This window comes from Nonomuraea sp. NPDC049378, from assembly GCF_055586745.1.
Genome location: NZ_JBVJHP010000007.1, coordinates 320,753 through 332,404, shown reverse-complemented (window position 1 = coordinate 332,404; position 11,652 = coordinate 320,753). Strand labels below are relative to the sequence as shown.

Genomic DNA, 11,652 nt, shown 5'->3' with positions numbered 1-11,652 from the left:
TAGTCAACCCGGGGGGTTGCGCGATTATCACTATTTGGTATCAACACCCTGTCCGGAGGTTTACTTCCCTCCAGACACCAATCTGCTGGCGATTCGCACCTGAGGGGACAACTCGGACAGTAGGTCGGCGAGCTCCTCGCCCGCCTGCTTGAGCTCCTCCAGCGACATCGGCTCCAGGCGCTCGAGCAGGAAGATCGCGTTGGTGGTCTCCTCGGTGAGCCGGGTGCGCACCACCTGGCGCCAGTTCCACCTGCGGCAGGTCACTCCGAGGTCGTCGCGCCAGATCACCTCGCCGGGGTCGGGCGTGCCGAGCGCCTCCTCGGACGGCTCGTCACCAACCGCCCTGACCAGCCGCGCCGGGCCGGAATAGCGGTCGAGGTCTTCCCCGCCGATGGGCAGCGCGTGCTTCACGCTGATCGAGTTGTAGGCGTCGACGGCCTGGTTGATCTCCGGCAGCGGCATCCGGCGGGTGAGCGCGTCGACCGAGGGCCTGGTGCGCTGAGGCTTGGCCCCGAACGCGCGGTAGGCGTCCTTCCAGGCGTCGATCTTGTCGGTCTGGACGGAAACGGCCGAGGCCTCGGCGAGCCAGGCGCGTGAGCGCTCGTCGGTGGGCCCGTTGCGCAGGTCGCGGGCGGTTATGACGAGGACCGCGAAGTCGGGGCGCAGCGCGAAGACCGCGTCGTCCACCTGGATGTCGTCAAGCATCCCCACAGTTTATGAGCCGGGGAAATCGCCAAGCACACTTTGCAAAATTGTCTTTGCGGTCTACGGTGGGGGTATGGAGGAGCAGTACCAGATCAGTGACGCGCAGGTGCTCAAGGTCGTCGCCCACCCGCTGCGGGTGCGCCTGCTCGGCCTGCTGCGCAGCGACGGGCCGGCCACCGCGAGCGAGCTCGGCCGCAAGGTCGACGAGAGCTCCGGCTCGACCAGCTACCACCTGCGCGAGCTGTTCAAGTACGGCTTCATCGAGGAGGACCCCGACCGGCGCGACGGGCGCGAGCGCCGATGGCGGGCCCGCCACCGCTACACCTCGTGGGACGCCGTCGAGCTCTCCGGCACCGAGGAGGGCCGCGAGGCGGTCAAGGTCGTGCACCTGCGGCAGGCCGAGATGGTCGGGCGGCTGATGGAGGCGTTCGACCCCGGCGACTGGCCCGACGACTGGGTGGAGGCCGCCGGGATGAGCGACCACCTCCTCACGCTGCCGCCCGCGGCGATCCAGGAGTTGAAGAAGAGGATCGAGGAGCTGATGGGCGAGCTCTCCACCCGCTACGCCGCCGAACCGGCCGCCAGGCAGGTCACCGTCTGGTTCGGCGCGATCCCGCGCAACCGTGAGGAGCGGCGGGACGACCGATGACCGCGCGATCGGCGTTACACCGCTACATGCTCGTCAGCTTCCTGACCTGGCTGCCGGTCGGGCTCGCGATGGCCGCCCAGGTGCTGCTGATGACCGAGCGCGGTCTCGGCCTGGCGCAGATCGGGCTGGTGACGACGGTGTTCTCCATCGTGACCGTGAGCCTGGAACTGCCCACCGGCGGGCTGGCCGACGTCCTGGGGCGGCGCGTGGTGCTGGCGGCCTCGGCCGCGTTCACCGTCGCGGGCCTGGCGCTGATGAGCGTGTCCACGACGCTCGGGATGTTCCTGGCGGCCGGCGTGCTGAAAGGCGTGGCCAGAGCCCTGTCCAGCGGCCCCGCGACCTCCTGGTACGTCGACACGCTGCACGGCGTCGATGGCCACGACGCCGACCTCAAGCCCGGCCTGGCCAGAGGCGGCGCGATGGAGTCCGTGGCCCTGTGCGCCGGCGTCCTGGCGGGCGGCGGCCTGCCGCTCGTCGTGCCGCCCACGCTGGTCCTCCCCCTGGCCGCGCCGTCGCTGCTGGGCGCGGTCGCGGCGGCGGCGCTGCTGCTCGTGGTCATGCTCGCGCTGCCCGAGCCGGCCCACCGGCGCCGCACGCTGTCGAGCGTCCTGCGCGAGGTGCCCGTGACGGTGGCGGGCGGCATCCGGCTGGCGGCGGGCCACGCGCTGCTGCGCAGGCTCATGATGGTCGCGGTGGCGACGGGCGTCGTGCTGATGACCATCGAGCTGCTCACCCCCGGACGGCTGGCCGAGCTGGCGGGCACGGCGGAAGAAGGCAGCCTGGCCTACGCCGTGGTCGCGGCGCTCGGCTTCGCGGGCGGCACGGTGGGCAACGCGCTCGCGCCCCGCGTGGCCCGGCTGGCCGGTGGCTCGGCCAGGGGAGCGGTCGCGGGGACGGTGCCGGCCGCGCTCTCCGTGGGCGCGCTGGCCGCGACGGCGGGCCTGGACGGCCTGCCGGGAATGCTGAGCGCGGGGCTGGCCTACGTCGTGCTGTTCGTCGGCCTCTCGCTGACGGGCGTGCTCTGCCTGGAGCTGACCCACAAGGCCGTCACCGCCTCCGAGCGGACCACGGTCACCTCGACGAGCTCGATCGCCCTGCAGTCCGGCGGGACCCTGGCCAACCTCACGCTCGCCGGCCTGGCCGCCCAGGCCGGCCTCGCCGCCGCCTGGGGTGTGGTGGCCGTGGTGACGCTGGCCTCGGCGCTGTTGTTCGTCCGGATGCCCGCGCCTACAGGCTCCAGTCCAGCTCGGGCCCTACCGGCACGATCCGGCTCGGGTTGATGTCGGTCTGGGTGATGTAGTAATGACGCTTGATCTGGTCGAAGTCGGTGGTTTCGCGGAAGGCCGGGAGAGCGTACAGCCTGCGTGCGTACGCCCACAGCGCCGGGTAGTCGGTCAGCCGCCTGATGGAGCACTTGAAGTGCGCGTGGTAGACGGTGTCGAACCTGGCGAGGGTCGTGTAGAGGCGCACGTCACTGTCCGTGAGCGTGTCGAAGAGGAACTCCGACTCGGCCAGGCGTACCTCCAGGAGGTCGAGGGTGGTGAAGACGCGGGTGACCGCCTCCTCGTACACCTGCTGATCGCGGGCGAAGCCGGCCTCGTACACCGCGTTGTTGAGGCCGTGGTAGAGGCGGTCGTTCATGATGGCGATGTCCGGCCGCAGGCGCTCCGGGTAGAGGTTCGGCGAGGTGCCCCATGACGTCTCCAGATCGAGGGTGATCTGGGGGAAGTCGTTGGTGACGATGCGCTGGTCCTTCGTGTCCCAGACGCAGGGGACGGTGTAACGGCCCGTGTAGCCGGGGTCCGTCGCGTGGTAGAGCTCCGACAGATATTCCGGGTCGCCGCCGGGAACGCGCCAGCCCTTCTCGTCGCGGACGGGGTCGACGATCGTGACGTCCAGCAGGTCCTGCAGCCCGAGGAGTGACCGTACGATCAGCACGCGCTGCGCCCACGGGCAGGCGTAGGAGGCGTAGAGCCGGTACCGTCCCGGCTCGGGCGGGCCGAGCCGGTCCGTGAAACGGTTGGGCTGCCGGACGAAGCGGCCAGTGTCGGAAAGCTCGCGGCTCGGCTTCATGGTCCTAGTAGAACATGATTCGGATGCCGAACCCCGTTCGGGCACAATCGGGTCCATGACGAAATTCGTGGTGACCCCTGCCAATGTGGCACAGCGGGACGCGTGGGCAGGCGGGGCGATCCCCGAGGTCGAACGGGTGCGCCCGGGGTTGTGGTCCGTGCCGGTGCCGATTCCGGTCAATCCCCTGCGGTACGTGCTGGTCTACGTCCTGGAGCTACCCGACGGGGTGGCGATCATCGACGCCGGGTGGAACACCGACGAGGCGTACGACGCGCTCGTCGCCGGCCTGGCCGTGGCCGGCTACGCGATCACCGACGTCAAGGGCGTGCTCGTCACCCACATCCACCCCGACCACTACGGGCTGGCCGGGCGCGTTCGCGAGATGTCGGGCGCGTGGATCGCGCTGCACCCGGCCGACGCGCGGCTGGTCCGCGAGCGTTACGACGACGCGGCCATCGACTCCCTGGTGGAACGGGAGCGCGAGCTGCTACGCCGCTGCGGGGTGCCCGAGCTGACGCTTGACGAGCTGGCCGGGGCCTCGATGATGATCCGGCACGTGGTCACCATGGCCAAGCCCGACCGGCTGGTGGAGGACGGCGACGAGCTCGGGCTGCCGGGCTGGGACCTGCGGGCCGTCTGGACGCCCGGCCACTCGCCCGGGCACCTGTGCTTCGTCTCGCCCGCGCGCAGGGTGCTGTTCTCCGGCGACCACGTGCTGGCCAAGATCACGCCGATCGTGGCCGTGCACCCGCAGTCGGGCCCCAACCCGCTGGCCGACTACCTCGACTCGCTGGCCGCCGTGCGCAAGCTGGACGTCGAGGAGGTGCTGCCCGCGCACGAATACCGCTTCCTGGAGCTGGCCGAGCGGGTCGACACCGTGATGGCGCACCACGACGAGCGGCTGGCCGAGATCGAGCGCGTGGTGGGCTCGCTCGACGGCGCCGCCTGCTGGGACCTGGCCACCCGGCTGACCTGGTCGCGGCCGTGGGAGACGATCCCCCCGTTCATGCGGCGCGCGGCCAACAACGAGACGCTCGCGCACCTGGCCTGGCTGGAGGCCAGGGGACGGGTGCGCCGGGTGGCGGGCGAGCAGGATTTGTGGTTCCCGGCCTGACCGGGGTCGCTGGGGCGGAGGCTCCCGGGCGTGGGGCGGGCGCTGGAACTGAGGGCGGGTTATCGTACTCGTACTAGAATGTTGTTCTCCTGCCTGGGAGGTTCGATGCTTCGGTTCGATGACAGGGTCGCGATCATCACGGGGGCGGGGCACGGCCTCGGCAGGTCGCACGCGTTGCTGCTGGCCGAGCGCGGGGCCAAGGTCGTGGTCAACGACCTCGGGGGCGCGCTCGACGGCACCGGCGCCTCAGCGGGGCCGGCCGCCGAGGTGGCCGAGCTCATCACGAAGAACGGCGGCCAGGCCGTCGCCAGCACCGACAACGTCGCCACGCCCGAGGGCGCCAGGGCCATCGTGAGCACCGCCGTCGACGCGTTCGGCAAGGTCGACATCGTCGTCAACAACGCGGGCATCCTGCGCGACAAGTCGTTCGGCAAGATGACGGTCGAGGACTTCGACGGCGTGCTCGCCGTGCACGTACGCGGCTCCTACCTGGTCACCCAGGCCGCCTACCCGCTGATGACGGCGGCGGGCTACGGCCGCATCGTCAACACCTCCAGCCCGGCCGGCCTGTTCGGCAACTTCGGCCAGGCCAACTACTCGACCGCGAAGATGGGCCTGGTCGGCCTGACCAAGACCCTGGGCATCGAGGGCGCGCGCAACGGCATCAAGGCCAACGCCATCGCCCCCATCGCGTGGACCCGGATGACCGAGGCGCTGCTGCCTGCCGAGTTCGAGGCCAAGTTCACGCCCGAGCGGGTGAGCGCGCTGGTGGCTTATCTCGTGCACGACTCGTGCGAGGCCAGCGGCGAGGTGTTCAGCGTCGGCGGCGGCCGGGTGGCGCGGGTGTTCGTGGCCGAGGGGCCCGGCTGGAAGACCGACGACCTCACGCCCGAGACGATCGCCGGCAACTGGGAGACGATCATGGCCGAGCAGCCGTACGTGCTCACGGCGGGTGACTCGATGAAGGCCATGTTGTAAAGCGGCGGTCTCCCGAGCCGGTCCTCGCCTGGGGCGCGGGCCGGTTCCGTCGTTCCGGGGTCATCAGACGACTGGCTAAATGTCAAGCAATGGGGGGAATGTCGGGAATTGGCTTGGCTTTGTTCGATCTTCGGCGGAAGTTGGGGGAGTTTGGGCGATCCATACTCTTGATTCGCCGTATGAGTGATCTTATTGTCGCCACATGACCCCCCAGCCGGGCTCAGCCGGCGACGTGCTGACGCTGATCAGCGCCGGATCGGCGACGACCCGTTCCGATCTCGCGCGGCTCACCGGCCTGGCCAGATCGACGATCTCGCAGCGGGTCGACGCGCTGATCGAACGCGGCCTGGTGGAGGAGACCGAGAGCGGCGAGTCCACCGGAGGGCGGCCGCCGCGGCAACTGCGCCTGCACACCGAGGACCACGCCTTCGCCGGCGTCGACCTGGGCGCCACCCACTGCCGCGTCGCACTGATGGACATCTCCGGCAACGTGCTCGCCGAGTGCGAGGACTCGATGCTGATCAGCGACGGCCCCGAGAAGGTGCTCGCCCACGTCGACCAGCGGCTCGACCGGCTGCTCGGCACGGCGGGACGGCCCAGGTCCGCTCTGCGCGCCGTCGGCATCGGAGTTCCAGGACCCGTCGAGTTCGCCACCGGGCGGCCGAACAACCCGCCGATCATGCCCGGCTGGAACGACTACCCCGTTCCCGACTACTTCGACGGGGTGGAGGTGCTGGTCGACAACGACGTCAACGTGATGGCGCTCGGCGAGCACCGCACCTCCTTCGCCGACGCCGGCCACCTGCTGTTCATCAAGGTCGGCACCGGCATCGGCTGCGGCATCGTGGCCCAGGGCAGGCTGCACAGGGGCGCGCAGGGTTCGGCGGGCGACATCGGCCACATCAGGGTCAGCGGCCACGAGGACGCCGGCTGCCGGTGCGGCAACAGCGCCTGCCTGGAGGCCGTGGCCGGCGGCGCCGCGATCGCCAGGCGGCTGACCGAGCTGGGCCTGCCCGCCGAGACCGGGGCCGACGTCGTCGCGCTGGTGCAGGCAGGCAACACGCAGGCGCTGCGGCTGGTCAGGGAGGCGGGCCGGCTCATCGGCGAGGTGCTGGCCAGCCTGGTCAACTTCTTCAACCCCGAGGTCATCGTCATCGGCGGGGCGCTGTCGCGCGTGCACGAGCACCTGCTCGCCGGGATCAGGGAGGCGGTCTACCGCAGATCCCTCCCGCTGGCCACCCACCACCTGTCGATCACGCCCAGCCGTACGGGCATCAACGCCGCCGTGCTCGGCGCCGGGATGCTCGCCATCGAGCACTACCTGTCCCCCGACAACATCAACCGCATCGTCAACGCCTGAGCAGAACGCCCGGCAAGAACGCTGGAAGGGATCTCCGATGCTGGTCATGAAGGGCATCGTCAAGCAGTTCCCCGGCGTGCGCGCGCTGGACGGCGTCGACCTGGACGTGCGGGCGGGCGAGGTGCACTGCCTGCTCGGCCAGAACGGCGCCGGCAAGTCCACGTTGATCAAGGTGCTGGCCGGAGTGCACCAGCCCGACGAGGGCACGATCGTGTTCAACGGCGCCGAGGTGCGCCCGAGCAGCCCGATCGACGCCATCAGGCTCGGCTTCGCCACCATCTACCAGGAGCTCGACCTGGTCGACGGGCTCAGCGTGGCCGAGAACATCTTCCTCGGCCACGAGCACGCCCGCTTCGGCTTCGTGAACAGGCCGGCCGCCCGGCGCGCCGCCCGCGAGGTGCTCGAACGGCTCGGTCACGGCGAGATCCGCCCGTCGGCCGAGGTCGGCCGGCTGTCGCCGGCGGCCAAGCAGGTCGTCTCGATGGCCCGCGCGCTCTCCCACGACGCCCGCCTGATCATCATGGACGAGCCGTCGGCGGCGCTCGCCCACGACGAGGTCGCCAACCTCTTCCGCATCATCCGCGAGCTCACCGCCCAGGGCGTGGCCGTGGTCTACATCTCGCACCGCCTGGAGGAGATCCGCGAGATCGGCGACCGGGTCACCGTGCTGAAGGACGGCCGCACGGTCGCCGTCGGCCTGTCCGCCCGCGACACCCCCACCACGCAGATCGTCTCCCTCATGACCGGCAGGAACGTCGAATACGTCTTCCCCGCCAAGGCGGGCAGGTCGCCGGGCGAGGAGGTGCTGGAGGTCGAAGGGCTGAGCTCGCCGGGCGTCTTCTCCGACGTCTCGTTCTCCGTGCGCGCGGGCGAGATCGTCGGGCTGGCCGGCCTCGTCGGCTCCGGGCGCTCGGAGATCCTCGAAGCGGTGTACGGCGCGCGCCCGGCCACCGGCCGCGTGCTGCTCGCCGGCCGGCCGGTACGCCGCAGCGTCGTCGGCACGGTGCGCCGCGGCATGGGCCTGGCGCCCGAGGAGCGCAAGGCCCAGGCGCTGCTCCTCGACCAGAGCGTCACCGCGAACATCACGCTGGGCAGCCTGCCGGGATTCGCCCGGTTCGGCTGGCTCGACCGTAAACGCGAGCGGGAGGAGGCCAAGCGGTTGGCGGAGATGCTGGACATCCGGCCGCCCGACCCAGAACGCCCGATCAGGACCCTGTCGGGCGGCAACCAGCAGAAGGCCGTGCTCGCCCGCTGGCTGCTCGGCAGCCGCAAACTCCTCCTGCTGGACGAGCCCACCAGAGGCGTGGACGTGGGCGCCAGGGCCGAGCTGTACGCGGTGATCCGCGACCTGGCCGAGCAGGGCATCGGCGTGCTGCTGGTCTCCAGCGAGGTGCCCGAGGTGCTCGGCATGGCCGACCGCGTGCTGGTGCTGCGCGAGGGGAGCGTCATCCACGAGGGCGACGCCGCCGGGCTGGACGAGCACCGCGTACTCGACATGATCATGAATGGGAGGGCGGCGTGATGAGCGAGCCCACGAAAGCGCAGGCGCCGTCGGCCGCGGGAGGCGGCGGGCCGTCGCGCGGAGGCATACCCGGGCTGGGATCGCTGGGCGGCCTCGGCGAGATGCGGCATCTCGGCCTGCTCGGCGCGCTGGCGCTGCTGGTCGTCGTCGGCCTGGTCACCCGGCCGGACAACTTCGCCACCGCCTCCAACCTGGTCAGCATCCTGTCCCTGGCCGCCACGATCGGCGTGATCACGGTCGGGGCCACGTTCGTGATCATCGGTGGCGGCATCGACCTGTCGGTGGGCGCCGTCATGGCTCTGGCGTCGGTCTGGGCGACGACGGTGGCCACGCAGTCGTACGGGCCGGTGGTGATGGCGATCTGCGCGATCCTCGTCGGCACCGGGGCGGGACTGGTCAACGGGCTGCTCATCGCCTACGGGCGGCTCGTGCCGTTCATCGCCACGCTCGCCATGCTCGTCGCCGCCCGCGGCCTGGCCCAGCGCATGTCCGACCGCAAGACCCAGCTCATCGACGCCGACAACGCCGCCCTCGTGGAGCTGTCGACCACCCGCGTGCTGGGCATCCCGCTGCTGGTCTACATCTTCGCGCTGGTCGTGGTGCTCGGCTGGGTGGTGCTCAACCGCACGACGTTCGGGCGGCGGACGTACGCGGTCGGAGGCAACCCCGAGGCGGCCAGGCTCGCCGGGATCGACGTGCGCAGGCACACGATGCTGCTCTACGCCCTGTCGGGGATGTGCTGCGGCATCGCCGCCATCCTCATCATGGCCCGTACGACGACGGGCTCGTCCACCCACGGAGACCTGTACGAACTCGACGCCATCGCCGCCGTCATCATCGGCGGCACGCTGCTCACCGGGGGCCGGGGCACGATCATGGGCTCGATCCTGGGCCTGCTGATCTTCACGCTCATCACGAACCTGTTCATTCTCAACGGGCTCAACACCAGCGACCAGCTGATCGCGAAGGGCCTGATCATCGTCGCCGCCGTCCTTCTCCAGCGGCGGAACCTGAAGGAGAGAGCACCATGAGTGAGAACGTCGCGCGCAGGGGATTCCTCGTCGGCGGAGCCGTACTCTTAGCGGCGGGCTGCACCAGCAACGAGCCCGAGGCGGCGCCGACCAGCGCGGCCGCCGTGCCCGCCCCCGCGGCCAGCGGCAACGACGAGCCGGGCCAGAAGGTGGTGATCGGCTTCTCGGCGCCGGCGGCCGACCACGGGTGGATCGCGGCCATCGCCAAGAACGCCGAGGCCACCGCGAAGCAGTATTCCGACGTCGAGTTCAAGCCGGTCGAGCCGACGAACGACATCAACCAGCAGATCTCCGCGGTCGAGTCGCTCATCGCGGCCAAGGTGAACGTGCTGGTGATCCTGCCGAACGACGGCCAGCAGCTCAACCAGGTCGCGCTGCAGGCCACCGAGGCGGGCATCCCCGTCGTCAACCTCGACCGCGTCTTCCCCGACAAGCTGGCCTACCGGACGTGGGTCGGCGGCGACAACTACGGCATGGGCGTGGCGGCCGGGCACTTCATCGGCAAGCAGCTCAAGGACAAGGGCGTGTCGAACCCGGTGATCGTCGAGATCCAGGGCATCGCCACGCTGCCGCTGACCCAGGACCGCACCAAGGGCTTCGCCGACGCGCTCAAGACGTACGGGTTCAGCGTCACCGCCAAGCAGGACGCGCAGTTCACGGTGGAGACCGGCAACGAGGTGGCCACGTCGTTGCTGCAGGCGCACAAGAAGATCGACGCGATGTGGAACCACGACGACGACCAGGGCGTCGGCGTGCTGGCCGCCATCAAGGAGGCCAACAGGAACGAGTTCATCATGGTCGGCGGGGCCGGCTCGCTGAACGCGATGAAGGAGATCCAGTCGGGCACCTCGGTGTTGCAGGCCACCGTCACCTACAGCCCGACGATGGCCTCCTCGGCGATCAAACTCGCGCGTCTGATAGCACAGGGTAAGGGCATGAGTGACCTGGTGGAGAACCAGGTTCCGCAGTCCATCACACTCGCGTCCGAGACCATCACCAAGGAGAACGTCGAGAAGTACCTGTCGCTCGGCTTCGAATCCTGATCGGGGGTTGCATGTCAGACAGAACCACCATCGGCGTGGGCATGGTCGGCTACGCCTTCATGGGCCGCGTCCACTCGCAGGCCTGGCGGAGCGTGGGGGCCTTCTTCGACCTCCCGCTGGCACCGCGCATGGCGGTGCTCGCGGGCAGGTCGAAGGAGCGCACAGAAGCGGCGGCCGCGCAGCTCGGCTGGGACGCCGTCGAGACGGACTGGAGAGAGCTGGTCAGGCGCGACGACGTGCAGATCGTCGACATCTGCACGCCGGGCGACTCGCACGCCGAGATCGCCGTGGCCGCGCTGGAGGCCGGCAAGCACGTTCTCTGCGAGAAGCCGCTGGCCAACACCGTCACCGAGGCCGAGGCCATGGTGCGGGCCGCCGCGGCCGCGCCGGGCAAGAGCCCAGGAAAGAGCATGGTGGCCTTCAACTACCGGCGGGTGCCCGCGGTCGCGCTCGCCCGCCGGTACGTCGAGGAGGGCAGGCTCGGCGAGATCAGGCACGTGCGGGCGCAGTACCTGCAGGACTGGATCGTCGACCCGGAGTTCCCGCTGGTCTGGCGGCTGCAGAAGGACAAGGCGGGGGCCGGCGCGCTCGGCGACATCGGCTCCCACATCGTCGACGCCGCCCAGTTCATCACCGGACAGAACGTGGTGGGCGTGTCCGCGCTGACGGAGACGTTCATCAAGGAGCGCCCGCTGGCGGCCGAGTCGGCCGGGCTCGGCGCGACCGGCACCTCCGCCACGGGCCAGGTCACCGTCGACGACGCCGCGCTGTTCATCGGCCGGCTCTCGGGCGGGGCGGTGGCCTCGTTCGAGGCGACCCGCTTCGCCACCGGACGCAAGAACGCCATGCGCATCGAGATCAACGGCTCGCTCGGCAGCCTCGCGTTCGACTTCGAGGCCATGAACGAGCTGTGGTTCAGCGCGGGCGGAGGCGGTTTCGAGCGCATCCTCGTCACCGAGCCCGACCATCCCTACGTGGGCGCCTGGTGGCCGCCAGGGCACGGGCTCGGCTACGAGCACACCTTCACCCACGAGGTCAAGGACTTCCTGGAGGCGATCGCCACCGGAGCCGATCCCACGCCGTCGTTCGCCGACGGGCTGCGGGTGCAGCGGGTGCTGGCCGCGGTCGAGCAGAGCGCGGCTGAGGGCAGCCGCTACACGAACGTGGAGGACTGACA

11 protein-coding genes are annotated in these 11,652 nt (G+C 70.3%); 9 read left to right on the top strand and 2 right to left on the bottom strand.

The window, feature by feature from the left end; translation table 11 throughout:
* Positions 1-60: 60 nt before the first annotated feature.
* The gene (locus tag ACZ6SA_RS17880) at positions 61-705 is read right to left on the bottom strand and encodes a B3/B4 domain-containing protein (protein WP_465829010.1); all 645 of its coding nucleotides are present in this window, start codon (positions 703-705) and stop codon (positions 61-63) included.
* 73 nt (positions 706-778) lie between these two features.
* On the opposite strand from ACZ6SA_RS17880, the gene ACZ6SA_RS17875 reads away from it, so the two are divergent.
* Positions 779-1,354 carry a winged helix-turn-helix domain-containing protein gene (locus ACZ6SA_RS17875; protein WP_347645519.1) on the top strand — a complete coding sequence of 192 codons (576 nt, stop codon included), beginning with the start codon at positions 779-781 and terminating at the stop codon, positions 1,352-1,354.
* A complete protein-coding gene (locus ACZ6SA_RS17870) occupies positions 1,351-2,634 on the top strand; it encodes an MFS transporter (RefSeq protein ID WP_465829008.1) in 1,284 nt (427 codons plus the stop codon). The genes ACZ6SA_RS17875 and ACZ6SA_RS17870 overlap by 4 nt, the downstream gene beginning before the upstream one ends.
* Here ACZ6SA_RS17870 and ACZ6SA_RS17865 read toward each other — a convergent pair.
* Positions 2,582-3,427, bottom strand: a complete 846-nt coding sequence (locus ACZ6SA_RS17865) for a glutathione S-transferase family protein (RefSeq protein ID WP_465829006.1) — start codon at positions 3,425-3,427, stop codon at positions 2,582-2,584. The genes ACZ6SA_RS17870 and ACZ6SA_RS17865 overlap by 53 nt on opposite strands.
* Before the next feature lie 55 nt (positions 3,428-3,482).
* On the opposite strand from ACZ6SA_RS17865, the gene ACZ6SA_RS17860 reads away from it, so the two are divergent.
* The 7 genes from ACZ6SA_RS17860 to ACZ6SA_RS17830 all read left to right on the top strand — a co-directional run bounded on the left by ACZ6SA_RS17860 (position 3,483) and on the right by ACZ6SA_RS17830 (position 11,650).
* Entirely contained in the window at positions 3,483-4,541 is a 1,059-nt protein-coding gene (locus tag ACZ6SA_RS17860) for an MBL fold metallo-hydrolase (RefSeq protein ID WP_465829004.1), read from the top strand.
* Between the two features lie 105 nt (positions 4,542-4,646).
* Entirely contained in the window at positions 4,647-5,519 is an 873-nt protein-coding gene (locus ACZ6SA_RS17855; protein WP_465829002.1) for an SDR family oxidoreductase, read from the top strand.
* A 202-nt stretch (positions 5,520-5,721) separates the two neighbouring features.
* Positions 5,722-6,879 carry an ROK family transcriptional regulator gene (locus ACZ6SA_RS17850; protein WP_347645514.1) on the top strand — a complete coding sequence of 386 codons (1,158 nt, stop codon included), beginning with the start codon at positions 5,722-5,724 and terminating at the stop codon, positions 6,877-6,879.
* Between the two features lie 37 nt (positions 6,880-6,916).
* Positions 6,917-8,401 (top strand): sugar ABC transporter ATP-binding protein, encoded by a 1,485-nt coding sequence (locus ACZ6SA_RS17845; protein WP_465829000.1) that lies wholly within the window; start codon positions 6,917-6,919, stop codon positions 8,399-8,401.
* Positions 8,401-9,432, top strand: a complete 1,032-nt coding sequence (locus tag ACZ6SA_RS17840; RefSeq protein ID WP_347645512.1) for an ABC transporter permease — start codon at positions 8,401-8,403, stop codon at positions 9,430-9,432. The genes ACZ6SA_RS17845 and ACZ6SA_RS17840 overlap by 1 nt, the downstream gene beginning before the upstream one ends.
* Positions 9,429-10,475 (top strand): ABC transporter substrate-binding protein, encoded by a 1,047-nt coding sequence (locus ACZ6SA_RS17835; RefSeq protein ID WP_347645510.1) that lies wholly within the window; start codon positions 9,429-9,431, stop codon positions 10,473-10,475. The genes ACZ6SA_RS17840 and ACZ6SA_RS17835 overlap by 4 nt, the downstream gene beginning before the upstream one ends.
* A gap of 11 nt (positions 10,476-10,486) precedes the next feature.
* On the top strand, positions 10,487-11,650 hold the full coding sequence (locus ACZ6SA_RS17830; protein WP_347645509.1) for a Gfo/Idh/MocA family protein: 1,164 nt from the start codon (positions 10,487-10,489) through the stop codon (positions 11,648-11,650).
* Positions 11,651-11,652: the final 2 nt, after the last annotated feature.

Excerpts from the sequence above, each read along its gene's own strand:
- ACZ6SA_RS17835 (WP_347645510.1), top strand. The coding sequence starts at position 9,429 with ATGAGTGAGAACGTCGCGCGCAGGGGATTCCTCGTCGGCGGAGCCGTA.
- ACZ6SA_RS17850 (WP_347645514.1), top strand. The coding sequence starts at position 5,722 with ATGACCCCCCAGCCGGGCTCAGCCGGCGACGTGCTGACGCTGATCAGC.
- ACZ6SA_RS17830 (WP_347645509.1), top strand. The coding sequence starts at position 10,487 with ATGTCAGACAGAACCACCATCGGCGTGGGCATGGTCGGCTACGCCTTC.
- ACZ6SA_RS17875 (WP_347645519.1), top strand. The coding sequence starts at position 779 with ATGGAGGAGCAGTACCAGATCAGTGACGCGCAGGTGCTCAAGGTCGTC.
- ACZ6SA_RS17840 (WP_347645512.1), top strand. The coding sequence starts at position 8,401 with ATGAGCGAGCCCACGAAAGCGCAGGCGCCGTCGGCCGCGGGAGGCGGC.
- ACZ6SA_RS17880 (WP_465829010.1), bottom strand. The coding sequence starts at position 705 with ATGCTTGACGACATCCAGGTGGACGACGCGGTCTTCGCGCTGCGCCCC.
- ACZ6SA_RS17865 (WP_465829006.1), bottom strand. The coding sequence starts at position 3,427 with ATGAAGCCGAGCCGCGAGCTTTCCGACACTGGCCGCTTCGTCCGGCAG.
- ACZ6SA_RS17855 (WP_465829002.1), top strand. The coding sequence starts at position 4,647 with ATGCTTCGGTTCGATGACAGGGTCGCGATCATCACGGGGGCGGGGCAC.
- ACZ6SA_RS17870 (WP_465829008.1), top strand. The coding sequence starts at position 1,351 with ATGACCGCGCGATCGGCGTTACACCGCTACATGCTCGTCAGCTTCCTG.
- ACZ6SA_RS17860 (WP_465829004.1), top strand. The coding sequence starts at position 3,483 with ATGACGAAATTCGTGGTGACCCCTGCCAATGTGGCACAGCGGGACGCG.
- ACZ6SA_RS17845 (WP_465829000.1), top strand. The coding sequence starts at position 6,917 with ATGCTGGTCATGAAGGGCATCGTCAAGCAGTTCCCCGGCGTGCGCGCG.